22 protein-coding genes and 1 tRNA gene are annotated in these 25399 nt (G+C 47.8%); 8 read left to right on the top strand and 15 right to left on the bottom strand.

Annotated features, from left to right (window positions below; all coding sequences use genetic code 11):
• Nucleotides 1–312: 312 nt before the first annotated feature.
• A complete protein-coding gene (gene dcuR / locus FEK42_RS15690; RefSeq protein WP_130205923.1) occupies nucleotides 313–1032 on the bottom strand; it encodes a two-component system response regulator DcuR in 720 nt (239 codons plus the stop codon).
• Nucleotides 1029–2660: a sensor histidine kinase gene (locus FEK42_RS15685; protein ID WP_135493279.1), complete on the bottom strand. Its 1632-nt coding sequence runs from the start codon at nucleotides 2658–2660 to the stop codon at nucleotides 1029–1031. Before FEK42_RS15685 ends, dcuR begins: the two co-directional genes overlap by 4 nt.
• Nucleotides 2661–2839: 179 nt before the next feature.
• Here FEK42_RS15685 and yjdI point away from each other — a divergent pair, with 179 nt between their 5' ends.
• The 4 genes from yjdI to ghoT all read left to right on the top strand — a co-directional run bounded on the left by yjdI (nucleotide 2840) and on the right by ghoT (nucleotide 4068).
• Nucleotides 2840–3070, top strand: coding sequence for a 4Fe-4S mono-cluster protein YjdI (gene yjdI / locus FEK42_RS15680; RefSeq protein WP_130205927.1), 231 nt, complete (start codon nucleotides 2840–2842; stop codon nucleotides 3068–3070).
• Nucleotides 3071–3081: 11 nt separating this feature from the next.
• On the top strand, nucleotides 3082–3354 hold the full coding sequence (locus FEK42_RS15675) for a GNAT family N-acetyltransferase (protein ID WP_000405647.1): 273 nt from the start codon (nucleotides 3082–3084) through the stop codon (nucleotides 3352–3354).
• Between the two features lie 217 nt (nucleotides 3355–3571).
• Nucleotides 3572–3868, top strand: a complete 297-nt coding sequence (gene ghoS / locus FEK42_RS15670; protein ID WP_130205929.1) for a type V toxin-antitoxin system endoribonuclease antitoxin GhoS — start codon at nucleotides 3572–3574, stop codon at nucleotides 3866–3868.
• Between the two features lie 26 nt (nucleotides 3869–3894).
• Entirely contained in the window at nucleotides 3895–4068 is a 174-nt protein-coding gene (ghoT, locus tag FEK42_RS15665; RefSeq protein ID WP_130205931.1) for a type V toxin-antitoxin system toxin GhoT, read from the top strand.
• A gap of 118 nt (nucleotides 4069–4186) precedes the next feature.
• On the opposite strand, the gene lysS is transcribed toward ghoT, so the two are convergent.
• The 11 genes from lysS to aspA all read right to left on the bottom strand — a co-directional run bounded on the left by lysS (nucleotide 4187) and on the right by aspA (nucleotide 19298).
• A complete protein-coding gene (lysS, locus tag FEK42_RS15660) occupies nucleotides 4187–5704 on the bottom strand; it encodes a lysine--tRNA ligase (RefSeq protein WP_131161351.1) in 1518 nt (505 codons plus the stop codon).
• Nucleotides 5705–5941: 237 nt separating this feature from the next.
• Nucleotides 5942–7399, bottom strand: coding sequence for a dipeptide/tripeptide permease DtpC (gene dtpC, locus FEK42_RS15655; protein WP_130205935.1), 1458 nt, complete (start codon nucleotides 7397–7399; stop codon nucleotides 5942–5944).
• Between the two features lie 58 nt (nucleotides 7400–7457).
• The gene (gene cadA / locus FEK42_RS15650) at nucleotides 7458–9605 is read right to left on the bottom strand and encodes a lysine decarboxylase CadA (RefSeq protein ID WP_130205937.1); all 2148 of its coding nucleotides are present in this window, start codon (nucleotides 9603–9605) and stop codon (nucleotides 7458–7460) included.
• A gap of 79 nt (nucleotides 9606–9684) precedes the next feature.
• Nucleotides 9685–11019, bottom strand: a complete 1335-nt coding sequence (cadB, locus tag FEK42_RS15645) for a cadaverine/lysine antiporter (RefSeq protein WP_130205939.1) — start codon at nucleotides 11017–11019, stop codon at nucleotides 9685–9687.
• A 362-nt stretch (nucleotides 11020–11381) separates the two neighbouring features.
• A complete protein-coding gene (gene cadC / locus FEK42_RS15640) occupies nucleotides 11382–12920 on the bottom strand; it encodes a lysine decarboxylation/transport transcriptional activator CadC (protein ID WP_130216757.1) in 1539 nt (512 codons plus the stop codon).
• A 602-nt stretch (nucleotides 12921–13522) separates the two neighbouring features.
• A tRNA-Phe gene (locus FEK42_RS15630) sits at nucleotides 13523–13598 on the bottom strand.
• Between the two features lie 106 nt (nucleotides 13599–13704).
• Complete coding sequence (locus FEK42_RS15625) at nucleotides 13705–14280, bottom strand: transcriptional regulator (RefSeq protein WP_001188520.1); 576 nt, start codon at nucleotides 14278–14280, stop codon at nucleotides 13705–13707.
• A gap of 35 nt (nucleotides 14281–14315) precedes the next feature.
• The gene (gene dsbD / locus FEK42_RS15620; RefSeq protein ID WP_135493280.1) at nucleotides 14316–16013 is read right to left on the bottom strand and encodes a protein-disulfide reductase DsbD; all 1698 of its coding nucleotides are present in this window, start codon (nucleotides 16011–16013) and stop codon (nucleotides 14316–14318) included.
• Nucleotides 15989–16327 carry a divalent cation tolerance protein CutA gene (gene cutA / locus FEK42_RS15615; RefSeq protein ID WP_064525746.1) on the bottom strand — a complete coding sequence of 113 codons (339 nt, stop codon included), beginning with the start codon at nucleotides 16325–16327 and terminating at the stop codon, nucleotides 15989–15991. Before cutA ends, dsbD begins: the two co-directional genes overlap by 25 nt.
• Before the next feature lie 115 nt (nucleotides 16328–16442).
• Nucleotides 16443–17744 (bottom strand): anaerobic C4-dicarboxylate transporter DcuA, encoded by a 1302-nt coding sequence (gene dcuA, locus FEK42_RS15610; protein ID WP_131161348.1) that lies wholly within the window; start codon nucleotides 17742–17744, stop codon nucleotides 16443–16445.
• A gap of 117 nt (nucleotides 17745–17861) precedes the next feature.
• Complete coding sequence (aspA, locus tag FEK42_RS15605) at nucleotides 17862–19298, bottom strand: aspartate ammonia-lyase (RefSeq protein WP_130205949.1); 1437 nt, start codon at nucleotides 19296–19298, stop codon at nucleotides 17862–17864.
• 336 nt (nucleotides 19299–19634) lie between these two features.
• On the opposite strand from aspA, the gene FEK42_RS15600 reads away from it, so the two are divergent.
• Nucleotides 19635–20111, top strand: a complete 477-nt coding sequence (locus FEK42_RS15600; RefSeq protein ID WP_130258490.1) for an FxsA family protein — start codon at nucleotides 19635–19637, stop codon at nucleotides 20109–20111.
• 15 nt (nucleotides 20112–20126) lie between these two features.
• Here FEK42_RS15600 and yjeH read toward each other — a convergent pair whose 3' ends face one another.
• Nucleotides 20127–21383, bottom strand: a complete 1257-nt coding sequence (yjeH, locus tag FEK42_RS15595; protein ID WP_135493281.1) for an L-methionine/branched-chain amino acid transporter — start codon at nucleotides 21381–21383, stop codon at nucleotides 20127–20129.
• 275 nt (nucleotides 21384–21658) lie between these two features.
• Here yjeH and FEK42_RS15590 point away from each other — a divergent pair, with 275 nt between their 5' ends.
• The 3 genes from FEK42_RS15590 (at nucleotide 21659) to FEK42_RS15580 (ending at nucleotide 24133) form a co-directional block, all read left to right on the top strand.
• Nucleotides 21659–21952 (top strand): co-chaperone GroES, encoded by a 294-nt coding sequence (locus FEK42_RS15590; protein ID WP_001026276.1) that lies wholly within the window; start codon nucleotides 21659–21661, stop codon nucleotides 21950–21952.
• Between the two features lie 43 nt (nucleotides 21953–21995).
• Complete coding sequence (gene groL, locus FEK42_RS15585; RefSeq protein ID WP_000729132.1) at nucleotides 21996–23642, top strand: chaperonin GroEL; 1647 nt, start codon at nucleotides 21996–21998, stop codon at nucleotides 23640–23642.
• A 137-nt stretch (nucleotides 23643–23779) separates the two neighbouring features.
• Nucleotides 23780–24133: a DUF4156 domain-containing protein gene (locus tag FEK42_RS15580; protein WP_000558209.1), complete on the top strand. Its 354-nt coding sequence runs from the start codon at nucleotides 23780–23782 to the stop codon at nucleotides 24131–24133.
• Nucleotides 24134–24335: 202 nt separating this feature from the next.
• Here FEK42_RS15580 and FEK42_RS15575 read toward each other — a convergent pair whose 3' ends face one another.
• Nucleotides 24336–25205: a YjeJ family protein gene (locus tag FEK42_RS15575; RefSeq protein WP_138211885.1), complete on the bottom strand. Its 870-nt coding sequence runs from the start codon at nucleotides 25203–25205 to the stop codon at nucleotides 24336–24338.
• Nucleotides 25206–25399 lie beyond the last annotated feature (194 nt).

Below are 25399 nucleotides of genomic sequence, written 5' to 3'. Positions count from 1 at the left end.
ATAGTTTGTTTTCTACTATCTTATTGATATTTATTGGTATATTTTTTGTTCTAATGACGGTTATAGATTATTCTGATCTACCCATTTATGGGTAAAAATACACATAATGCGGGTGACATAATAGTTAATTAACTTTTGTTAGCGTTTTGAAATTAAAAACACTATTTATCCTAAAGAATATTAAATCGATGAAATGAGAAGGGGATAATTATATTTGATCTGGCACAAGTTTTACTGATGGACGATGTAACTTGTGCCAGTGCTCTTTTGCATTACTGCAATAATTGTTACTTGCGGATAACCAATGGTGCGTTATTGGCAATATTGTTTCAGCAATGAGTAATGTTCCGCTTGAATACGGTAACGGTAAACCGGACGACCCGTGACGCCATAATGGATGCTGGTAAATAAGATGTGGCAGTTGACCAGCCAGATCAGGTACTTGCGGCAGGAAACGCGCGAGATGTTCACCTCGTTGGCCAACTCGTCGGTTGAAAACTCATAGTCCTGATGCGCGTCAATCCACTGGCACAGCGTGCGTAACGTCTGCGGCGTTAAGCCTTTTGGCAAGCGACGAGGATCCTGCTCGTTGGCGCTGCTGCCGTGGATTAGCTGATCCAGCTCGGCCTGGTCATAATACTGATGTTTTTCCAGCGCCATTTTCTTTTGTCGCCAGCCGGTGAGTGCCTCTTCAAAGCGTGATGCCTGGAAGGGTTTTATCAGGTAATCAACAACGCCGTAATGCAGCGAATCTTTAATCGTCGCGGCATCGGCGGCGGAAGAGATGACTATCACATCGCTTTTGCAGCGAGCGTTATGCAGTACCGGAAGTAAATCGAGCCCGTTCTCCTTCTGCATATAGATATCGAGCAATATCAGGTCAATAGACGTGTCGCTGTTGAAAATTATCTCTTTGGCTTTTTCCAGTGTCGAGGCCGTTCCGCAGCATTGAAAGCCCGGGATCTGCGCCACGTATCGGCGATTCAGCTCCGCCACCATTGCGTCGTCATCGATAATTAATACATTGATCATTTGCTCGACTTCTCCCCGTCCCAGGGTATCTGGACAAAAAATTGTGTGAAAATCCCGGGTTCCGATTCTACGGCTATACTGCCGTCGAGATTTTCTACCTGTTGTTTGACAAGAGCTAAACCGACGCCTCGTTCGCTTCCTTTTGTCGAGACACCTTTGTCAAAAATGTGATCGATTTTGTCGGGTGCGATCCCCGGTCCATCATCGTTAACTTCACAGTGCAGCCAGCCGTGACGGTAGTGCAATGTTACGCTAATTTCGCCTCCAGCTTCCGGCCCTAATGCCTCCAGCGCGTTTTCTATCAGATTTCCCAACGTGGTAATCAGCGTCGCGACCTGGTCTTCACTGCCGCTGTCGGGCAACTGGCTTTCGCTGTTTAAAATCAGCGTATGGCCTAAATCGGTCGCGCGGTTAATCTTGCTGATTAAAAAACCAGCGATAACCGGCGATTTGATCTTGCCCAACAGAGAGCCAATCTCTTCCTGATAGTTATTGGCTGTTTTGAGAATGTAATCTTCCAACTGCTTATAACTCTTCAGATGCAATAATCCGAGAATCACGTGCAATTTATTCATAAATTCGTGGGATCGTTCACGAAGTGCGTCAGCATAGTTGACCAGACCATCCAGTCGCTGCATCAGTTTACGTACTTCAGTTTTATCCCTGAAGGTTGAAATGGCACCGATGATAACGCCATTACTGCGCACCGGAACGGTGTTGATCAGTAATAGCCGATCTTTGACGGTAATCTCTTCGTCGCGGCGCGGCGTACCGTCGCGTAACACTTCCGAGACATCTACTACCTGTGACCACGAGTGGCTTAGCGTCGACAGTTTCTCATCGTCCTGCGACTTACGGTAATTCAGCAATTCTTGTGCGGCATCGTTGATCAGCGTGACTTCGCCGCGATCGTCCACGGCAACGACGCCTTCTTTGATAGACTGCAACATGGCCTGGCGTTGCTCAAACAGTGTGGATATTTCGTAGGGTTCCAGGCCGAAAAGGATTTTTTTCAGCACCTTAACCAGAATGCAGGTGCCGATGAGGCCGACCAGCATGCCAAATAACACCGACCAGATAATGCTCCAGCGACTGTCATTGATTTGTTGGGTCACGCGGCTTAATTCAAGGCCGATCGCCACCACGCCAATCTGTTTATTATTCTCATCATAGATGGGGGTAAATACGCGTAAAGCCTGCGCCAGAAAACCGCGATTGATAGCGACATTTTCTTCGCCATTCAGCGCTTTAAGGATGTCATCACCTTTAAATGGCTGACCAATACGCTGGGCTTCAGGATGCGAGTAGCGAAGACTTTGCATATCGGTAACGACAATAAATAGCAGATCGTTACGTTTGCGCACGGCTTCCGCGATGGCCTGGATCCCGCTCTCCTGCGGTTTTTTCTGCAAGCCCTGACGGATTTCCGGCGAATCGGCAAGGGTACGCGCTACCGCCAGCGCCTTGTTGGCCAGTCCGTCACGCGTCATATTACTGATTTGCGAGAAGTAAATCAGATGCACCACCAACAGCACCGAGAACAGCACCGCGCTGACCATTAAGATTACTGTGGTACTCAAGTTCATCGGACGTTTGCGTAACTTGCGGTAGGGCAATGGATGTCTCATCAGCTTCCTTGTGTGACAAATTTCTTAAGCATTATCTCTGATGAGGCAGGTAATTCAAAGGGAGTAAGAATAATTGGCTATATAGGGGGAGAGACTCTGGAAACTGAAACTGCCGGTGCTGTATGAAGATTCCGGGCTATGCTTATTGCGAAAACCATACTGATGAGAGAGGGAAGGTCATGGATCAGGATCTACTGGACGGTGGTTATCGCTGCTATACCGGCGAAAAGATCGATGTCTATTTCAACACTGCAATATGTCAGCATTCTGGCAATTGCGTACGTGGCAACGGCAAGTTATTTAATCTCAAACGTAAGCCGTGGATCATGCCGGATGAAGTGGACGTCGCCACTGTAGTGAAAGTGATTGATACGTGCCCGAGCGGCGCACTGAAATACCGTCATAAATAAGCGAGGGAAAAATGGAAATACGTGAAGGTCACAATAAATTTTACATCAATGACGAACAGGGTAAGCAAATCGCTGAAATTGTCTTTGTGCCGACTGGAGAGAATTTAGCGATTATCGAACATACCGATGTTGATGAAAGCCTGAAAGGGCAAGGGATTGGTAAACAGTTGGTTGCGAAAGTCGTGGAAAAAATGCGCCGGGAAAAACGAAAAATTATCCCACTGTGCCCATTTGCGAAACACGAATTTGATAAAACGCGTGAGTATGATGATATTCGCAGTTGATGAGTAACGATATTTTTCATGCTCTGCGTAATGCGATGCAGGGGAGTATCTGAAGGGTCGGGGGATGCACAAAGAATGGTCAGAGAGAGCTTTTTCTTGTCCCAAGTCATCCCCTTTAGTGAGCAAAAAAAAAAGAATATCTCCTATATGAGAATCATCAATCGGGGTTAATAAACTTTGCATCCCCAGGGCATTTAATATTGATAGGAGTCTTATTATGGAAGGTAAAAAAAAGTTCAATACTTATGTCGTTTCTTTTGATTATCCATCATCTTATTCCTCAGTTTTCTTAAGGTTAAGATCATTGATGCATGATATGAACTTCTCCTCTATAGTGGCTGATGAATATGGAATACCACGACAATTGAATGAGAATTCTTTCGCAATAACGACATCATTAGCCGCAAGTGAAATTGAAGATTTAATCAGAATCAAATGCTTAGACTTGCCAGATATTGATTTTGACCTCAACATTATGATAGTTGATGACTATTTCCGTCAGTTTTACAAATAGATGGAAGGGATAAGAAGATATTCAAAATGACACTATTCTATAAAATATTAATTTTTTATGTGATTGGTGTGAACATATCCTTTGTCATTATCTGGTTTATCTCACATGAGAAAACACATATTCGTTTACTTAGTGCATTCCTGGTAGGAATAACCTGGCCAATGAGTCTGCCTGTGGCATTACTTTTTTCTCTCTTTTAGGAGCTGTGGTTGAGTGGATCCGCTGGTTATCTTGAAACGAAGCGTCTCTCCTCAAAACTTGATTTGCGGAACGACGAACGAAGCAGTCGCCTGGCTGCTTCGTTCATTAAAGTGAAACTTATTTCTGTGGACGCATCGCCGGGAAGAGAATAACGTCGCGAATAGTATGACTGTTAGTAAACAGCATAATCATTCGGTCGATACCAATTCCCAGACCTGCGGTTGGCGGCAGACCATATTCCAACGCAGTCACGTAATCTTCGTCGTAGAACATCGCTTCGTCGTCACCTGCAGCTTTGGCGTTAACCTGTTCCTGGAAACGTTCAGCCTGATCTTCTGCGTCGTTTAATTCGCTAAAACCATTACCGATTTCACGACCACCGATGAAGAATTCAAAACGGTCGGTGATTTCCGGGTTAACATCATTACGGCGCGCCAGCGGTGACACTTCAGCCGGATACTCAGTAATAAAGGTTGGCTGAATCAGATGTGCTTCTGCAACTTCATCAAAGATTTCGGTGACAATACGTCCCAGTCCCCAGCTTTTCTCTACTGTAATACCGATAGATTCAGCTAATGCTTTAGCGGCATCAAAATTATCCAGGTCGGCCATATCGGTTTCTGGACGATATTTTTTGATTGCTTCGCGCATGGTGAGTTTTTCAAACGGTTTGCCGAAATCAAACACATGCTCGCCATAAGTGACTTTAGTGGTACCCAGTACCTCTTGTGCCAGGGTGCGGAACAGTGACTCTGTCAGTTCAATCAAATCGTGGTAATCCGCATACGCCATGTAGAGTTCCATCATCGTGAACTCAGGGTTATGACGAACAGAAATACCTTCATTACGGAAGTTACGGTTGATTTCGAATACCCGTTCAAAACCACCTACAACCAGACGTTTCAGATACAGCTCCGGCGCGATACGCAGATACATATCTAAATCCAGAGCATTATGATGGGTAATAAACGGGCGAGCAGATGCCCCACCTGGAATTACCTGCATCATCGGGGTTTCTACTTCCATAAAGCCGCGTGCGACCATGAACTGGCGGATAGCGGCCAGAATTTTTGAACGGACAACAAACGTTTGACGGGATTTATCGTTAGCGATGAGGTCCAGATAACGTTGACGATAACGGACTTCCTGATCCTGCAGACCATGGAATTTATCTGGTAAAGGACGTAGTGCTTTAGTCAGCAGGCGTAACTCAGTACAGTGAATGGAAAGCTCACCAGTTTGCGTCTTAAACAGCGTACCGCGGGCGCCGATAATGTCACCCAGGTCCCATTTTTTAAACTGATCGTTATAAACACCTTCTGGCAGGCTATCTCGTGCAACGTACAGTTGAATACGGCCACCGACATCCTGCAATGTTACAAAGGAGGCTTTCCCCATGATTCGACGGGTCATCATTCGGCCAGCAATCGAGACTTCAATGTTTAAGGATTCCAGTTCCTGGTTATCCTTCGCATCAAACTCTTCGTGCAACTGGTCAGAAGTATGGTCGCGGCGAAAATCATTGGGAAACGCCACACCTTGCTGACGCAGCGCTGCCAGTTTTTCGCGACGATTTCTCATTTCATCGTTAAAATCAATAGCCTCATTGGCTCCCTGTGTTTCTCGTTCAGACATTTTGGTTCCTCTTAATCCAGCTTTCAATTTAGCGTAGATAAAGAGACAGATCGGTACACTGTATTATCTGCCTCGACTATTAGTAACTCAGTTCATCTTATCTAAACCAACGCTTACCTCAAGTTGATATCACTAATAAATAACCATAAAAATGGTTTAAATATCTTATTAATCTGGGATTTGCTAGTGTGATTAACTGAAAGTAAATTGATTCATAACTAATTGTTTTTACGGAAGTTAATCGTTGCTTTCCTGTATCATATTCGTCGGAGTGCTAAACAGAAATCGGGTAGCAAAGGCCAATGCCACGATGATCGCGACACAAGCCAACGTCCACTCTCCCATCTGGGAAAAGAATCGCTGGTAAGCTGCAATTGCCATACCGCTAATTTGCGACTCTGTCGTCTGTTGTGCCACTACGCCTGCCAGCCAGTTGGCGACCGCGCCTGTTGCCAGCATATAAATACCGGTTAATACGCCAGACATTTTCAGACGCGTGATTTGCGCAATCGCCACCGGGTCAATAAAGAGTTCGGCAAAGCCCATTAGCGCCAGCCCGGATATCATCACACCCATTGACGCTTGACCGCCAGCCGCTGCATGTCGGGCATCAAATGCTAGCAACATAAAGCCACAAGCCATCAGCAGTAAGCCAAAGGCAAACTTCAGCCAGACGCGCAATGTTGAGTTGCCGTGGCTTTCTGGCGACGCCAGCCAGGCAAGTACAACTCCAGCGAGCATCACCGCAATTGCATTCACTGACTGGAATAGCGCAGTAGGTACTTCAATATTGAATGCCTGACGATTCACAAAGCGATCGATAAACAAGCTGATGGTACTGCCGCCCTGTTGTGCCAGTACCCAGAACAACGTCCCGACAAACATCAACAATACAATTTGCCAAAGAGCACGGCGGTGTTCGGGGAATTTGATCATCATGCGGGCAATGATTTGTGCAGCAATAAGGCAAACAATCGCCAGCAAATATCCGGACCAGTCGTTCTCCAGCAGCAGGGTAAAAAATACTGGGGCTAAACAGAGCATCACCACTAACCAGCTCCATACCGGTAAGGCAAACTTCACGCGAGTGAGCGCTTTTTTATCCATACTACGCGTGGACTGGAAATGACGATGACCGCTTAAGAAAATCAACAAACCGATAAACATGCCGCCACCCGCAAGGGCAAAGCCAACATGCCATCCATACCACTGAGCAGCCAGGCCGCAGGCGATGGGGGCTGCGATAGAACCGATATTGCCCGCAGCATACAGCAGCGAAAAACCGCCATCACGTCGATGATCGTTCTCGTCGTAGAGCTCGCCAAGCAAACAGCTGATGTTTGATTTGAATAAACCGTAGCCACAAATAATGATTGCCAGCGCCAGATACAGGCTAAAGGTTGAATTTGTATCAATGCCCAGCACCACATGGCCAAGGGTCATTAACAGCGCGCCGGCAATCACCGCAGTGCGGTTGCCGAGCAGGCGGTCGGCAAGCCAGCCGCCGAGAATAGGGGTAACGTAAACCAAAGAAGCGTATGCGCTGAACAGGCTGATGGCATGGTTATCATCAAAACCAAGCTGATGGGTGAGATAGAGAATGAGTAAGGCACGCATGCCGTAAAAACTGAAGTACTCCCAGATCTGGATCGCCACGATATAGTATATCGCGCGCGGCTGTGAGGGTGTTTTCATGTGTTCTCCTTATGAGCAAAAAAGGGAAGTGGCAAGCCACTTCCCTTGTACTAGCTAATTATTTTTTGCTTTCTTCTTTCAATACCTTAACGGTATAGCGGCCATCAGCCTGACGGTATGCACCGTGAATATCGGTTTCAAAGCCCGGATAGTGAGCGCCGATTTCACACAGCATCTGCAGGAACTCCAGAACCGGACGGCTTTCTTCGGTGATCATTTCACCTGGCATTACCAGAGGAACTCCCGGCGGATACGGAAGGATCATATTGGCGTTAATACGACCTACCATTTCGTCGAGGTAAACTTCTTCGGTCATACCGTGCAGCTCTTTCTGGAACGCAGCATACGGAGTCATTACCATTGTCGGCAGCACTTCAAATGCGCGATACATCAGATCCGGCAGATTGTGGTGAACAATCAGTTTGTGGATATTCTGAGCCAGTTCCTGAATACGCATGTTTTCATAGAATTCAGGATCTTCACGATACAGAGACGGCAGCATGTTTTTCACACGCAGGTTCAGGTCGAACGCACGTTTGAAGTCAGTCAGAGCACGCAGCAGGCTCAGTGCTTTGGTCTTATCAATACCGATGCTGAACAGGAACAGCAGGTTATACGGACCGGTCTTCTCAACAACGATGCCATGTTCGTCGAGGTATTTCGCCACGATGCTGGCCGGAATACCAAAGTCGCTCATGGTGCCGTCTTTTTCCATCCCCGGAGTCAGCAGAGTGACTTTGATCGGGTCAAGATACATGTGCTCGTTATCGATGTTTTTGAAGCCGTGCCAGGTGCTGTCAGAACGCAGCGGCCAGCATTCAGTAGTATCGATATGATCCGGCTGCCATACATCAAAGAACCAGCCATCAGATTCCGTTCTCAGACGTTTGATCTCTTTACGGAACTTGATCGCACGTTCAATGGAACCGTCGATCAGGCGTTTACCGGCATTACCTTTCATCATCGCCGCAGCGGTTTCAGTGGACGCCACGATACCGTAGTGCGGAGAAGTGGTGGTGTGCATCATGTAGGCTTCGTTAAAGGTTTCTTCGTTTACGTCACCTTTAACGTGGATCATGGAAGCCTGAGAGAACGCCGCCAGCAGTTTGTGAGTGGACTGGGTTTCGTAAATCACTTTCCCTTCGACACGGCCACCGCTCATACCGCATTTACCTTCGTAAATCGGTGAGAAGTTGGTGTAAGGCACCCACGCGGAGTCAAAGTGGATGGATTTCACATCCAGCGTTTTCTTAATGAAGTCGGTGTTGTACAGCAGACCATCATAGGTAGAGTTAGTAATTACGGCATGTACCGGCCAGGTCGCGTTTGGTGTTTCTTTCACGCGCTTAGCAATGGTAGCGTGCTGGAATTCACTCTGTGGGATACCGCCAAGAATACCGTAAGCGTTACGGGTCGGGCGGAAATAGATTGGCGTAACATCGCTCATCATCATCAGGTGGGTCAGCGATTTGTGGCAGTTACGGTCAATCAGAATGGTGCTGCCTGCCGGAGCAGAGTACATACCAACAATTTTGTTCGCAGTGGAAGTACCGTTGGTCACCATGTAGCTGCGCTCTGCGTTAAAGACGCGAGCGATATACTGTTCTGCTTCTTTGTGTGGACCGCTGTGATCCAGCAGGGAACCCAGTTCAGATACTGAAATGGAAATATCAGATTTCATGGTGTTCGGACCAAAGAAATCATAGAACAGGCTACCTACCGGGCTTTTCTGGAATGCAGTACCGCCCATGTGACCAGGAGTACAGAAAGTATATTTACCTTCACGAACATATTTAAACAGCGCTTTGGTCAGCGGAGGCAGAATAGTGTTGATATATTCGTCAGTGGTCTGCTTGATCTTGTTAGCAATATCATCAGCAGCACCCAGCGCATATTCAAAGAAGCTAATCTGTAAACGCAGATCGTTCAGGCTTACATCGAGTGTGGAATATGTATTAGCGAACGCGTACAACGGCAGGTTCTCGTTCATTTTGCTAATTTCTTCGCACAACTCGAGATTATATTTATCCCAGTCAAAAATAACACCGCACAGACGCGCATTGTTTTCGATCAGTTTTAATAAGTCGTCACGGTCGTTCGGGTAAACAATCTGGAAGTTCAGACGTTCAAGCGCGCGATGAAGTTCACGGATGGGTTCTTCTTTAAAATAAACCCCCATGTGATTCAATATTGCAATAACGTTCATAGTCATATCTCCAGGTAAAAAAGGCCCCTCCCAACACATGGGACAAAATGAAAGGAGGAGCCTCGGAAAATACTTTTAATTAATGTGCGTTAGATGCTGTGTGGTTATCCATTGAGTGGCTCTGGCGCTCATGCATTTTGCGAGCGTAGAACATCAGGATAATCAGGCTGACGATGAAGGTACCTGCCAGCTCGAAGGAGCTTGCGCCCATCAGAGCGATGAAGCAGAACACGCAACCCAGTACAGAGCAGATCAGGCTGACAAAGTTGCGGATGTTAACGCCTTCAAAACGAATCAGGTCAACGCAAGAGTAGAAGTACGGCAGCATAGTCAGCAGTACTGCGATACCGGTCAGTTCACCGAACAGGTCAGATGCTTTACCACCGGCAGAGTTCATCAGAGTGATGAGGATCATCAGGGCGGTCATTTTCACTGCAGCCAGCAGCAGACCTTTTTTCGGAATACCGTTGCTGTCGACTTCACCATAAACTTTCGGGAAGTTACCGTCGTTAGCGGCACGTACACCTGCCTGGCCTACCAGCATCATCCAGGAGCCCAGAGAAGTCAGGCACGCAAAGGCGGTGAATGCAGAAACCAGCGGCGCAGCCCAGTTACCGAGGATAGTTGAAGCACTGATTGCAAACGGAGCACCGGAAGCTGCCATTACAGAAGACGGATACATACCGGAAAGCACCTGAGTCGCAGCAATGTAAACAATACCTGCTAAACCAGTACCCAGCATGGTTGCCAGTGGAACGGTACGTTTCGGGTTTTTAACCATACCAGTACTTACAGCTGCGGATTCAACACCCACGAAGGCCCACAGGCAGAGCAGAATACTTTTAATGATCGCATGACCATCAGTGGTACCCGCAGTATTCCAGTTAGCTGCATAAGTTGCAGCATCAAACCAATGCCAGCCAACAATAGCAGTCATAACCACAGGAATAAGAACCAGCACCAGGCCAATAGTGGTTAAACGGCTTACCCAGGTACCGCCGAGCATATTTACAAAGGTAAATACCCAGACGATAGCAATACAGGCGATACCCGCCGGAACAGGATCATTTAATACTGGGAAGAAGGTGGAAAGATAAGATACAGCGGTAATACCAATCGCCAGGTTACCAATCCAGTTAGCATGGTAATAAAGAACACCTGTCTGAAAACCAAATGCAGGGGAAATTTCTCCAGCATAAGCAATTGGGCCACCTTGTTGCGGGTTCTTTGTTGCCAGTCGGGCATATACATAAGCCAGCGACATTGCACCAATAATAGAGATGATCCAACCCCAGATAGCAATACCACCGATACTTGCAAGGTTCGCAGGTAATAATGCAATACCGCTCCCCATCATATTACCGGCAACAACACCGGTACAGGCAAATAGCCCAATCTTCTTGGCAGAACTCATGCTCTTCTCCTAATTTCATTTTAGAATTTGGAGTCCGGGTCATGATGTATAACTATTTACTGACCAGACCAAACTGGCGACAAGACTACTCAAAAAAAAAGATTAATCCTAAAGATTAGGTGAAATAATACAAAAGTTTATGTCAGTGAGGATTTTAGCTCTTCATTAACAGATCAGAATCGCAAGTTGATATCATGAAAAGATAAACATTCAACATTTACAATGAATTACGAGAAAGTTGCTGGTTAAATTTATGTAATAAAAAATTATGCAGCAAATAAATTGCTGCAACATGTTATGTCAATAAATATACAAGCGTTTAACGCTAAAAATCCCCGCGAATGAATCAACCCAGGATTCGTTTATTCTGAAGCGAGAAATTTGTCGAGATAAGGAACAACATAAGAAACAGAAGTCTGGAATATGCCATTTTCAATCCAGTAAAGGGTGTTTGCTCCTGGGCGTAAATTAAAGGCGGTGAGATATGCATCAGCAGCTTCTCGGTTCATCCCCTTCATCTCATAAACTTTGCCAAGCAACACATAATTTAGCCAGGACATTTCAAGGTCAATGCCAGTATTTATCGCCTGATAAGATTCGTCTGTTTTTCCTTTTGTCAGAGCACTGACCGCTTTTATTTGATAGAGAATGGCCAGATTATTCATTCCTGGCAGTGTAGCAATGTTATCAATTTCTGTGTTCAGTGCTGCTAATTGTTTTTCATCTAAAGGATGCTGAGAATGACGTACTATATCAACTAATGCTTTCTCTGCTCTCGCGTAGGTAAATTCGGGAGATGATTGAACAATCTCACCTAATAACTCACTGGCACGGTTCAATGATTTATCATCACCATGCATTAAATAATCATGTGCCTGATAAAAATTAGTTAATAATGCACCACGATGAGGCAAAATTTGTTGGAGCATCTCCTGCATTCGTTGTGGCCACGGTTGATTTAACGCTTTTGACAAACTCTCCAGTAAATCATTTTGAATCGCCAGCTGATTACCGTTAGTGATGACATAACGTTTATCCAGCATGGTTGAACCATCTGCATTGTCTACCAATTTCACCGACATAAAGCACTGTTGAGCGCGGTATTGGCGCTGATTAACAAACGCAATAGATAATGTTTTACCGGAACTGCTCGGTTCATCAATGTTGTAGTTGATTTTGTCATGAACCATAAAAGTGGAGAAGGTATTAAGTGACGTAGCCACCAAATCACCCACGCCTATCGCGTAAGAGAGCTGATACGGGGAAGTCCAGCTGTTACAACTCTTATTCACCATATTAATGTCAATATCGCGTGGATTGAGCAAAATACGCGATTTACTCATAGGAAGGCGCGTTTCAAGACTGGAAAACGCCACCAGTGCTACACAGATACCTAACGACAACAGGAAAAAAAACCATACCCAAAAGGTAGTGAATCGTTTGCTTTTAACTGGGGATTGTTCAGGTGGCGTTGCGGTGTTTTGAATGTTAAGACTGTGGGAAGGAGAATCTGTGTCAGGAATCGCCTCTGGTATAGGGGGAGGCGAAGATTGCATTATTTCTTCTCCCTCCTCTTCGCTGTACCAGATAACCGGCACCATTAATTTATAACCGCGCTTTGGTACAGTAGCGATATAGACAAGACTATCTTCATCATTATCTTTTAATGACTTACGCAGTTCTGAGATACTCTGCGTTACAACGTGATTGGTAACAATACTTCTCTTCCAGACATTATCGATAAGTTCATCTCTGCTAAGTACTTCGCCACTGTGTTGAGCAAAGAAAACCAGAAGATCGATTAGTCTCGGCTCAAGGGTAAGTTGACGCCCATTGCGACTAATTTGGTTTATGGACGGAGTAACAAGCCACTCGCCAACGCGAACTACAGGTTGTTGCATAATAAAAACTCATTCGAAAAGGGAATGGTGCAATGATAATTGCCATAACCTATTTTTACCATCTATAGATGGATGCGTTTACATATTACAGGTGAATGTGAGACGTTATTTTTACCACCCGTAAACCTCTTGATTACATCGCCTTACGAAATGACTTTAATGAGAATCAGAAGTAATTTGCCTTACCACCAAGATTGATTATCTTTGCCAAAGAAAACGTTCAGAAAATAATCCCCGGAAAATTGCCTGGAACGCTTACTATTTTAATGGATTGTTAGTCTTTGCATGATCAAACGGACTGATACATTTCTCTTTGTTCGCATCCAGGAAATCTCATCAGTCGGCGTTCTGTTTATGGATGCGTTACGCTCCTGATGACGTCATTTGACGTTCAACAGCATCACGGGGCCGCACGATATTTCGCGTCAGTCAGTGTCATAGCTCAGGGACAAATTTTCTCAAACAGGGGTATACCCGCAAAATGCTGGTGATGTGGGGAGAATTTGGTTGAGTTTGGTGGGCGTGATTTGGAGGAAGAACGGTTAAATCGTCGCGTCCTGAAACGAAAAACGGACCTCCGTGGAGGTCCGTTTATATGAATTTGGTGCCCGGACTCGGAATCGAACCAAGGACACGGGGATTTTCAATCCCCTGCTCTACCGACTGAGCTATCCGGGCAACGGGGCGCATTAAACCGTAATCTGCACATCTCGTCAACCTAATTTCAGTAAAAGCGATTCAACTGCTTAAGATTGCGGCAAATCGCTTCTTTTCTGTGTTTCTGTCAGGTCAGTGCGCCACCCTGGCGGCAGCGGGCGAAGCGCAGGATATCTTCCGCCAGCCGATGTGCGGTGTCGACATCCGCCTGGCTACGATTCACCAGCATTCGGCTTAAACAACCTTCCAGCACCAGTTCCATCTGCTTTGCTACCATCGCCGGATCGTCCACTTCCAGCGTGGTTAACAGTTCGTGGGTAAAGTCGTAGGCCGCGCTTTTTTGCTGATCGGCCAATTGATGAATAGGGTGGCCAGGATCGGGATAAAACGTACAGGCAGCGATAAACAGACAGCCCGGATAGCGGTTGTTTTTAACGCACTCCGATAGCGCCTGATAACGTGCCAGCAGCTTTTGTTCGGCGGTTTGCGTTTCGTCCAGCATCAGCTGACGACGCCAGACATCTATCTGTTGGCTAAGATAGCGCAGGGCATCGTAGAGGATCGCCTCTTTGTCTGGCCAGAAGCGGCGCAGCTCGTCCAGTGGATAATCCACACGTTCAGCAACCATCTCCAGCGTGGTGTTGGCAATCCCTTGTAACTCTAATAATTTCAGGGCTTCTCCCAGTACATCTTCACGTTGCACGCTATTTTCCTCCGTCTTTCCCACTGAAGTGTCGTTCACGGTTGGCGATCGCGCAAATGTGCGCTGAAGGTTTCTGCATCCATAAAGCCCGTGATTCGCGCTTGTGGATGCTCCTGGCCTTGTCCGTCAAAAAAGAGAATTGTCGGTAGGCCAAGGACATTTAGATGCTTTAACAGCGCCACATCTTGTGCGTCGTTGGCAGTGACGTTGGCCTGAAGTAAGACCGTGTCTGCTAACGCTTTTTGCACCTGCGGGTCGCTGAAGGTGTATTTCTCAAACTCTTTACAGGCGACGCACCAGTCGGCATAGAGATCTAACATCACCGGTTTGCCTTTGGCTTCAGCGAGTGCCTGATTTAACTCATCTACCGTTTTGATTTGTGTAAAGTTGAGATACGCCTGAGTTTGCGCGGTATGCGTCGCGCCAAATGCCCAATCCTGGAGTGGGCGCACGCTAACCAATGCTGCCGCCAGCAGGATAATTTGCACAATACGCATCCAGCCGCGTTTGGCCTGTAAGCTGGTGATAAAGGCCCAGCCAAAGAACGCGACACCAAGCGCCGACCACAAGCGTAATCCCCAGACATCACCAACTACTCGCTCCAGCAGGAAGACCGGCAGTGCGAGGATCACAAAACCAAATGCGGTTTTGACCTGTTCCATCCACGGACCGCTTTTCGGTAGCAGACGGTTGCCAAAGACGGTAATTAGCATCAGCGGCAGGCCCATGCCCAGCGCATAGAGATAAAGCGTGCCGCCGCCCAGCCACATGTTCCCGCTTTGGGCGATATACAGCAGAATCGCGCTAAGCGGTGCGGTGGTGCATGGTGAACAGATCAGCCCGGCAATCGCCCCCATAACAAACACACCGCCGGGCGAGCCACCTTGTTGGCGATTGCTCATTAGCGTGAGGCGCGTTTGCAGCGAAGAGGGGAGTTGCAGGGTAAACAAGCCAAACATCGACATCGCCAGCAAGGTAAAGACAATAGCGAGGCCGATAAGTACGTAAGGATGCTGTAGCGCTGCCTGGAACTGTAATCCTGCGGCGGCAACCACCAGACCCAGCGCCGTGTAGGTGAGCGCCATCCCCTGCACATAAATAAAAGTCAGCAACAATGCTCTGGCGGTGGATAGCCGCTGTTTACCACCCAGCACGATACCGGAAATTAGAGGGTACATCGGCAGTACACATGGCGTGAAGGCGATACCGATACCAATCAACAACGCCCAGAGCGCGGAAAAGGGCAATTGCGCGACGGGGTGCTCTTGCTGCGGAACTGATGCAGACGGTGGCGTCGCGTTGTTGGTAACCACTTCGCTTAACGGAACGGTTTTGGTTTCTGGCGGATAACAAAAACCGGCGTCAGCACAGCCCTGGTAAGTGACTGTCAATGTCGCACCCGCACTTGCCTGGTTGATGGTCACAGGAAGCGTCAGCCGCTCGCGGTAAATCTCGCTTTTGCCGTAAAACTCATCTTCATGCCAGACGCCCTGGGGCAGCTGCACGTCGGCAATTTTCGCTTGTTCCGGCGTAATGCGGATCTGTTTACGGTAAAGATAGTAACCGTCTTTGATCTGCCAGCTCAGATTAAGGTCATGTTGGTTTTGCTGAAAATCAAAAGCAAAGGCTTGATCCGCGGGGACAAATTGTGAGCGTCCCGGCGCGTCGAATAATCCGGCAAAAACGGAAGTGCTGCAAAGTAGCAGGATCAGCGTAAAGATGCGTTGAGCCATGAGAGGTAATCTGTGTCTCCGTGTGTAACAGGTAAAACCAGAAGCTCCGGGGTTTGATACGGATGATGAGACTTCAGGCATTCCAGCAGTGCCTGCTGGTGAGATACGGTGGTTTTTAAAATCATCTGCACTTCGTATTCCTGTTCCAGTTTACCTTCCCAGTAATAGAGAGAGGTAGCGCCAGGAATCAAGGTCGCGCAGGCCGCCAGTTTTTCCGCCAACACTTTGGCGGCTAATTCCTGGGCCGTCGCTTCATCCGGCGCGGTGCACAACACCACGACGGACGCGGTATTCGAACTTTTTTCATCAAGCATAAACACCTCGCAAGAACAGATGGAACCGCAAGAGAGAGGTCACTATACAACGGACGGGGAAAGGATGTTAGTCGGCGGGAAAGAAAGCGGGGCGTGAACGCCCCGCGATTTGTCATTACAGCATGAAGCTACCCAGCACGAAGCCGAAGCAAACGGCCAGGGCAACACCCAGAGTACCTGGGATAAAGAACGGATGGTTGAAGACGAATTTACCGATACGAGTGGTACCCGTGTCATCCATCTGTACCGCAGCAACCAGCGTCGGGTAGGTCGGCAGAATGAACAGACCAGACACGGCTGCGAAAGAAGCTACAGCGGTCAGTGGAGAAACGTTCAGCGCCAGAGCCATCGGCATCAGTGCTTTTGCAGTTGCAGCCTGAGAGTACAGCAGAGCAGAAGCAAAGAAGAAGATAACAGCCAGCAGCCACGGATGGCCCTGAATGACTTCACCTGCGGTATCTTTGATCCAGTCGATGTTGTTGGAAACGAAAGTATCGCCCAGCCATGCAACACCCAGGATACAAATACAGGCGCTCATACCTGCTTTGAAGGTGCTGGAGTTGAGGATGTTGTCGGTGTCCACTTTACAAAGAACAGTGGTCAGGGTTGCAACGCTCAACATGATAATCAGGATCGCGTTAGTGGTGTTCATCAGCGGTTTTTCAACCAGGCCCATGCTCGGGCTGTTGATAATCGCATAGATAACCACGCCAACTACGCCCAGCAGGAACAGCCAGACGGATGCTTTCGCGCCTTGTTTGATTTCAATCTGTTTCTCACCGCGCAGTTCAACCAGACCTTCTTCCAGACGCTTGCGATAAATCGGATCGTCAGACAGTTTGGAGTTGAAAAGCATGGTTACCAGGAAGGACATCACCAGAACTGCCAGCAGGGTAGACGGGATGACCACAGAGAGCAGATGCAGGTAGCTGATGCCATGACCTTCCATCACGGAAGACATGTAAACCACCGCCGCAGAGATTGGCGATGCGGTGATCGCAATCTGCGCGGATACCACTGCAGTAGACAGCGGACGGCAAGGTTTAACGCCTTGTTCCTTCGCAACTTCAGCGATAACTGGCAGTGTCGCCAGAGAGATGTTGCCGGTACCAGCAAAGATGGTCAGGAAATAGGTTACGATCGGTGCAAGGATCGTGATGTATTTCGGGTTACGGCGCAGCAGCTTTTCTGTCTGGTGAACCAGATAGTCCAGACCGCCAGCAACCTGCATAGCAGAAATAGCAGCGATAACCGCCATGATAATGGAAATGACATCGAATGGGATGTTACCAGGCTTGACGCCGATAGCGGCAAGAACCAGCACCCCCAATCCACCTGCAAAACCAATACCAATTCCCCCTAATCTGGCGCCCAAGAAGATCGCCAGCAAAACGATGATGAGTTCTACAACTAGCATATTAGCCTTCCTTGTTTTTTAACAAGTTGATATCAGGTTGTTGTTTTTAAGTTACTACTCACAAGAAAAAAGGCACGTCGTCTGACGTGCCTCTTTTATGTGTACTACCCTGTACGATTACTGTTCGCTTTCATCAGTATAGCGTTTTGCTTTGTAAGCCGGATGCATCAGGTTCTGTACGGAGAAAATATCGTCTAGTTCTGCTTCAGTCAACAGACCGCGCTCCAGAACGACTTCACGTACGCTCTTGCCAGTTTCGGCACAGATTTTACCCACGATGTCACCGTTGTGGTGGCCGATGAATGGGTTCAGGTAAGTGACGATACCGATAGAGTTGTAAACGTAACCTTCGCACACTTCTTTGTTAGCAGTGATGCCGTTAACGCATTTTTCCAGCAGGTTGTAGCAAGCGTTGGTCAGAATGTGAACGGATTCAAACATGGCCTGGCCAATGACCGGCTCCATAACGTTCAGCTGCAGCTGACCCGCTTCTGCTGCCATGGTAACAGTGATGTCGTTACCGATGACTTTGAAGCAAACCTGGTTAACCACTTCCGGAACAACTGGGTTTACTTTAGCTGGCATGATGGAAGAGCCAGCCTGCAGTTCCGGCAGGTTGATCTCGTTCAGGCCGGCACGTGGGCCAGAAGAGAGCAAGCGCAGGTCGTTACAGATTTTGGACATCTTCACAGCCATGCGTTTCAGCGCGCCATGAACCATAACGTAAGCGCCGCAGTCAGAGGTCGCTTCGATCAGGTCTTCAGCAGGTACGCATGGGAAGCCAGTGACTTCAGCCAGTTTTTTCACTGCCAGCGGAGAGTACTCTTTCGGCGTGTTCAGGCCAGTACCGATTGCAGTTGCGCCGAGGTTAACTTCCAGCAGCAGTTCAGCGGTACGTTCGATGTTTTTCACTTCTTCTTTCAGCAGGATGCTGAAAGCGCGGAATTCCTGACCGAGGGTCATCGGTACTGCGTCCTGCAGCTGGGTACGACCCATTTTCAGGATGTCCTGGAATTCGACAGCTTTACGTTCAAAGCCTTCACGCAGTTGGTTAATAGCATCTACCAGTTTAATCAGAGAAGAGTAAACCGCGATGCGGAAACCGGTCGGGTAGGCGTCGTTAGTGGACTGACATTTGTTAACGTGGTCGTTCGGGTTCAGATACTGATATTCACCTTTCTGGTGACCCATCAGTTCCAGACCGATATTGGCCAGCACTTCGTTGGTGTTCATGTTTACGGAAGTACCTGCGCCGCCCTGGTAGACGTCTACCGGGAACTGATCCATGCATTTTCCGTTGTTCAGGACTTCATCACATGCGGCAATGATTGCATTCGCTACACTTTTAGGAATGGTTTGCAGCTCTTTGTTTGCCATAGCTGCAGCTTTTTTAACCATTACCATACCGCGAACAAATTCAGGAATATCGCTGATTTTGTTGTTGCTGATATAGAAGTTTTCAATCGCTCTCAGAGTGTGAACACCATAGTAGGCATCAGCTGGAACTTCCCTGGTACCCAACAGATCTTCTTCGATACGAATGTTGTTTGACATGTGAACCTTCTTTTTCAAGCTGCCAATGATTTGCTTTAAACACACAGAATATATGTGGTTTCGAATGTTTTTCGACCGACGATTATCCCCTGCATCAGTCGAATACCCGGGATCATATGCTGCTTGAGGATTTCTACCGTAATCTGGATCACTTTAAGTGTTGGTTTTTACCCCTTAATTATTAATTTGTGAAATAGATCACCGCTTTGGGATTACTACCAAAAATAGTTGCGCAAACATCTTGAAATTTTGCTAATGACCACAATATAAGCTGAACGCGATTCGCAACCCATTCAGGCGACCTGATTTAACTGGTTGCTATTACAGGAGAAACCTTTGCGCTGGTTACCTTTTATTGCCGTTTTCCTTTATGTCTATATTGAGATTTCAATCTTTATTCAGGTTGCTCATGTCCTTGGGGTATTGCTGACCCTCGTGCTGGTTATATTCACCTCAATTATTGGTATGTCACTGGTACGTAATCAGGGCTTTAAGAATTTTGTGCTGATGCAACAAAAAATGGCGGCGGGAGAAAACCCAGCGGCGGAAATGATTAAAAGTGTTTCGTTGATCATTGCCGGTTTGCTGCTTTTATTACCGGGCTTTTTCACCGATTTCCTCGGTCTTCTACTTTTATTACCGCCAGTGCAAAAGCACCTGACGGTGAAGCTGATGCCGCATTTGCGCTTTTCCCGTATGCCGGGCGGTGGTTTTAGTGCCGGAACCGGTGGCGGTAATACTTTTGATGGTGAGTATCAGCGTAAGGATGATGACCGCGACCGCCTTGATCATAAAGACGATCGCCAGGATTAATGACGAAACGCCGGATTATGTGGTTATGCCATTTTCCGGCGTTTTTCGTTTTGGCAGAAATAGCCATAACCCCGCCAGCATGATCAGGGCATATAAACTTTTCCAGCCGACCATCGCCAGTAACAGAACACATAACAGCCCGCCAATTACCGCCAGTAGTCGATAACGTCCTTGCAATAATTTACAGCCTGCCAGCATGCATAACAGGTAAATCATAATAAAGATGCCATTGGCATAGATGATAAGTGCGTCCAGATTGATCTCTAACATATGGATCGCCAACGTGCTCACCACGCAACAGCCGAGCACGGCATTAAGGGCATTAGTCGGGATATGGCGAGAAGAGAGGCGTGCCAGGTAGTGGTCAGGATTGTGTTGCGCCTGCGACCAGACTAATCGGGCGAAGCTCTGTATATAAATGTTGAGACTGGCAAAGCAGGCCAGATAGCCAATCACGCAGGCAATCCACAATGCTCCTACACCGAACAGCTGCACCACAATTTTTGGAAGCGATGCTGCCGCCGCCATTTTTTCACCATAGGCGTCGAAGCGTAATACCACCACCGTACAGCTCCAATAGACTAATCCTGCCAGCAACAGACCAATCATCAGAGCGCGGGGAAAATCACGCTCTGGATTTTTAAATTCCGAGGCGAGATGGGCAAATGCCTCCAGACCGACAAAGCACCAGAACATCACCGATAACGCAGCAAACAGCCCGGAAAGTTCGATATCACCAGGCGCAGGGAAGTGGATATTCGCAGGTTTGATATCGCCCGCCCACCAGATAGCGACAATCAGCGCGACGATAAGCCCGGCAATAACCGTTTGTAGATTAGCACTGGAACTGGCACCGCGAGTACCGATGTACCACACCAGTGCCAGCGTACCAAGTTCTGCCAACAACAGTTGCCAACTATGCCAGCCAAACATTGCCTGGCCAAAGCCGGCGGCAATTTGTAGTGCAGCGGGCAGGCCTACGGGAATGACCGATAAAAATAGCCAGCCAGTGACTCGCTCAAGCCGCGAGCCAAACGCTATGCCAACGAAGTGCGCGACGCCGCCCGCACTGGGATAGTGGCGTCCCAGCAGCGCAAAGACGATTGCAATCGGGAACACTAAGATAATCAAAACGGGCCAGGCCCACAGGCTGGTATTGCCCGCTAGCAGGGCTGCTAATGCGGGAACGGCAAACACGCCCGTGCCTAATAATGAGGTTGATAACAGGCCGATCCCCTGGGCCAGTCCCAGTTCTTGTTTGAGTCCACTCATGGGTTAATGTCCAATTGTGCCCAAAATTTGGGCAACTGCGCAGGATTTCGATGGTAGCACAATCAGATTCGCGTATGGCGGCGATGGAGAAATTGCGATGAAATGTGATGTGAATCAGGATTTTTACCCGATTTTGTACTGATCAGAATTTTTTTTCATTTGCCCCCTTGAAGGGGGAGGAGCCCATCCCCATTTCACTGGTCACCAGCCGGGAAACCACGTAAGGTCCGGCGTCACCCATAACAGATACGGACTTTCTCAAAGGAGAGTTATCAATGAATATTCGTCCATTGCATGATCGCGTGATCGTCAAGCGTAAAGAAGTTGAAACTAAATCTGCTGGCGGCATCGTTCTGACCGGCTCTGCAGCGGCTAAATCTACCCGTGGCGAAGTGCTGGCTGTTGGCAATGGCCGTATCCTTGAAAATGGCGAAGTGAAGCCGCTGGATGTGAAAGTTGGCGACATCGTAATTTTCAATGATGGCTACGGTGTGAAGTCTGAGAAGATCGACAATGAAGAAGTGTTGATCATGTCCGAAAGCGACATTCTGGCAATTGTTGAAGCGTAATCCGCGCACGACACTGAACATACGAATTTAAGGAATAAAGATAATGGCAGCTAAAGACGTAAAATTCGGTAACGACGCTCGTGTGAAAATGCTGCGCGGCGTAAACGTACTGGCAGATGCAGTGAAAGTTACCCTCGGTCCGAAAGGCCGTAACGTAGTTCTGGATAAATCTTTCGGTGCACCGACCATCACCAAAGATGGTGTTTCCGTTGCTCGTGAAATCGAACTGGAAGACAAGTTCGAAAACATGGGTGCGCAGATGGTGAAAGAAGTTGCCTCTAAAGCGAACGACACTGCAGGCGACGGTACCACCACCGCAACCGTACTGGCTCAGGCAATCATTACTGAAGGTCTGAAAGCTGTTGCTGCGGGCATGAACCCGATGGACCTGAAACGTGGTATCGACAAAGCCGTTACTGCTGCAGTTGAAGAACTGAAAGCGCTGTCCGTACCGTGCTCCGACTCTAAAGCGATTGCTCAGGTTGGTACTATCTCCGCTAACTCCGACGAAACCGTAGGTAAACTGATCGCTGAAGCGATGGACAAAGTCGGTAAAGAAGGTGTTATCACCGTTGAAGACGGTACTGGTCTTCAGGACGAACTGGACGTGGTTGAAGGTATGCAGTTCGACCGTGGCTACCTGTCTCCTTACTTCATCAACAAGCCGGAAACTGGCGCAGTAGAACTGGAAAGCCCGTTCATCCTGCTGGCTGACAAGAAAATCTCCAACATCCGCGAAATGCTGCCGGTTCTGGAAGCCGTTGCAAAAGCAGGCAAACCGCTGCTGATCATCGCTGAAGATGTTGAAGGTGAAGCGCTGGCAACTCTGGTTGTTAACACCATGCGTGGCATTGTGAAAGTCGCTGCGGTTAAAGCTCCGGGCTTTGGCGATCGCCGTAAAGCTATGCTGCAGGATATCGCAACCCTGACTGGCGGTACCGTAATCTCTGAAGAGATTGGTATGGAGCTGGAAAAAGCAACCCTGGAAGACTTGGGCCAGGCTAAACGTGTTGTGATCAACAAAGACACCACCACCATCATCGATGGCGTGGGTGAAGAAGCTGCGATTCAGGGCCGTGTTGCTCAGATCCGTCAGCAGATTGAAGAAGCAACTTCTGACTACGACCGTGAAAAACTGCAGGAGCGCGTAGCGAAACTGGCAGGCGGCGTTGCAGTTATCAAAGTTGGTGCTGCTACCGAAGTTGAAATGAAAGAGAAAAAAGCACGCGTTGAAGACGCCCTGCACGCGACCCGTGCTGCGGTAGAAGAAGGCGTGGTTGCTGGTGGTGGTGTTGCGCTGATCCGCGTAGCGTCTAAACTGGCTGACCTGCGTGGTCAGAACGAAGAGCAGAACGTGGGTATCAAAGTTGCACTGCGTGCAATGGAAGCTCCGCTGCGTCAGATCGTACTGAACTGCGGTGAAGAACCGTCTGTTGTTGCTAACACCGTTAAAGCTGGCGACGGCAACTACGGCTACAATGCAGCAACCGAAGAATACGGCAACATGATCGACATGGGTATCCTGGATCCAACCAAAGTAACTCGTTCTGCTCTGCAGTACGCAGCTTCTGTGGCTGGCCTGATGATCACCACTGAGTGCATGGTTACCGACCTGCCGAAAAACGATGCAGCTGACTTAGGTGCTGCTGGCGGTATGGGCGGCATGGGTGGCATGGGCGGCATGATGTAATTGCCCTGCACCTCGCAGAAATAAAGAAACCCCCGGGCAGAAATGTCTGGGGGTTTTTCTTTTGGTCATCTTTCTAGTATAAGATTCAGACACGGACGACGCGAGTTGCGTCCAGCTCATTGATTATGGGGAATAACATGCACGTAAAATACTTAGCAGGGATTGTCGGTGCCGCGCTACTGATGGCGGGTTGTAGCTCCAGCAACGAATTGAGCGCTGCCGGACAGAGCGTTCGCATCGTGGACGAGCAACCAGGTGCAGAGTGCCAGCTGATTGGTACTGCTACTGGTAAGCAAAGTAACTGGCTTTCCGGACAACACGGTGAAGAGGGCGGTTCTATGCGTGGTGCGGCAAACGATCTGCGCAACCAGGCGGCAGCAATGGGCGGTAACGTGATTTATGGTATCAGCAGCCCGTCGCAGGGCATGTTGTCCAGCTTTGTCCCGACTGACAGCCAGATTATCGGTCAGGTATATAAGTGCCCGAACTGATGGGATCCTGAGGCTGGGTGACAAACGTATAATTGCCAGATGCGCTTCGCTTATCAGGCCCACATCAGGCATTGCAACTGATTGAATGCTTGAGAATTTGTAGGCCGGATAAGGCGTTTACGCCGCATCCGGCATGATCAACGATCACATTATCAGTCATTTCAGGCTGGATGGCTCCAGCCTCGCATTAGCAAAGATGGGATTATTTCGCCTGTGGTGCAGTTTTGCTGATGGATTGAACGCGTAGGTGATGCAGTGCGCGTAGGCATTGATCCTGGGTCAGTGGTTGGGCGTTATTGGCTGCCATAGTACGAACGTAGACCTGACACGGCACACCCGCGAGTTTTTTCAGTCGAGGACTGAAATCAAGCATCCGGCGTGTAATAGCCTCAACTTCTTTACCCGCAGTCGCTTCACGCGTTTTCACTACTGCACCGCTAAATTGCTCTTTGCCACCTTCATCTTTAAAGCGATAAAGTACGGCCAGATAATGACTAAACAGATTATGTTTCCATTCCGGCTGAGAATAGGTGTCGTATTCCAGATTGCCATTGTCCTGGCAGTCGACGTCATATAACGGCAGGAAATCTAATAGCGACGTAATACGTAATGCCAGTTCACGCATTTCTGCATTATTAATTGCATGAATGATTGCTCGCGCCAGCATTTCAATCTGCAACTCATTGACCACTAATTCGCATTTGCTGCCATCATGTAGCGTTAATGCGAAATTAAGATTTTCGCCCTGATTATCGGTAAGTTCCAGCGCGTTAACCCGGCGATTAATATCGGCATTTTTAAGCTCATCAACCAGAATTTCCGGGATATTTTCTGCCATTTTCTTAATGGCTTTATCGCGAGCTTGCTCATACAGAAGGCGTGCATCAGCATCCAGTTTATGCTTTTGATGCAGACGACTTTCCAGCGCAATCAGAAGGTCGCGCAGTTCCATCACAGACATAAAGAACAACGATTCTTTATTGCGAGGCTCTTTAATTTTCAGCGCCAGTGCAATGAAATTATTACTCTTGCGAATAACACCGGTATTAACACCCTTGATGCTTATGGCCATGTAGGTTCTCCCTAACCATTTCTCAATTAAATAATTAATTTTAATTTATAAGCCAGATAAATGGGCTTGGTAGTAATAGTTGTTAAAATAACATAAATAGCCGTGCTCACTCTATATAAACAGAAAAGAAAGGTTAATTATTGGTGTTGGCTATATAAAGAGTAAAAATAGCAATGTATATGAATAATTAAAGG

The organism is Escherichia sp. E2748, assembly GCF_005781125.1.
In the GTDB taxonomy this organism is placed as follows: Bacteria; Pseudomonadota; Gammaproteobacteria; order Enterobacterales; family Enterobacteriaceae; genus Escherichia.
Note: the sequence above shows the minus strand (reverse complement) of the source record. Positions and strands in the feature narration are given on the sequence as shown.

Coding starts and splice junctions, on each gene's coding strand:
- dcuR (WP_130205923.1), bottom strand. CDS start 1,032: ATGATCAATGTATTAATTATCGATGACGACGCAATGGTGGCGGAGCTG.
- FEK42_RS15685 (WP_135493279.1), bottom strand. CDS start 2,660: ATGAGACATCCATTGCCCTACCGCAAGTTACGCAAACGTCCGATGAAC.
- yjdI (WP_130205927.1), top strand. CDS start 2,840: ATGGATCAGGATCTACTGGACGGTGGTTATCGCTGCTATACCGGCGAA.
- FEK42_RS15675 (WP_000405647.1), top strand. CDS start 3,082: ATGGAAATACGTGAAGGTCACAATAAATTTTACATCAATGACGAACAG.
- ghoS (WP_130205929.1), top strand. CDS start 3,572: ATGGAAGGTAAAAAAAAGTTCAATACTTATGTCGTTTCTTTTGATTAT.
- ghoT (WP_130205931.1), top strand. CDS start 3,895: ATGACACTATTCTATAAAATATTAATTTTTTATGTGATTGGTGTGAAC.
- lysS (WP_131161351.1), bottom strand. CDS start 5,704: ATGTCTGAACGAGAAACACAGGGAGCCAATGAGGCTATTGATTTTAAC.
- dtpC (WP_130205935.1), bottom strand. CDS start 7,399: ATGAAAACACCCTCACAGCCGCGCGCGATATACTATATCGTGGCGATC.
- cadA (WP_130205937.1), bottom strand. CDS start 9,605: ATGAACGTTATTGCAATATTGAATCACATGGGGGTTTATTTTAAAGAA.
- cadB (WP_130205939.1), bottom strand. CDS start 11,019: ATGAGTTCTGCCAAGAAGATTGGGCTATTTGCCTGTACCGGTGTTGTT.
- cadC (WP_130216757.1), bottom strand. CDS start 12,920: ATGCAACAACCTGTAGTTCGCGTTGGCGAGTGGCTTGTTACTCCGTCC.
- dsbD (WP_135493280.1), bottom strand. CDS start 16,013: ATGGCTCAACGCATCTTTACGCTGATCCTGCTACTTTGCAGCACTTCC.
- cutA (WP_064525746.1), bottom strand. CDS start 16,327: ATGCTTGATGAAAAAAGTTCGAATACCGCGTCCGTCGTGGTGTTGTGC.
- dcuA (WP_131161348.1), bottom strand. CDS start 17,744: ATGCTAGTTGTAGAACTCATCATCGTTTTGCTGGCGATCTTCTTGGGC.
- aspA (WP_130205949.1), bottom strand. CDS start 19,298: ATGTCAAACAACATTCGTATCGAAGAAGATCTGTTGGGTACCAGGGAA.
- yjeH (WP_135493281.1), bottom strand. CDS start 21,383: ATGAGTGGACTCAAACAAGAACTGGGACTGGCCCAGGGGATCGGCCTG.
- FEK42_RS15590 (WP_001026276.1), top strand. CDS start 21,659: ATGAATATTCGTCCATTGCATGATCGCGTGATCGTCAAGCGTAAAGAA.
- groL (WP_000729132.1), top strand. CDS start 21,996: ATGGCAGCTAAAGACGTAAAATTCGGTAACGACGCTCGTGTGAAAATG.
- FEK42_RS15580 (WP_000558209.1), top strand. CDS start 23,780: ATGCACGTAAAATACTTAGCAGGGATTGTCGGTGCCGCGCTACTGATG.
- FEK42_RS15575 (WP_138211885.1), bottom strand. CDS start 25,205: ATGGCCATAAGCATCAAGGGTGTTAATACCGGTGTTATTCGCAAGAGT.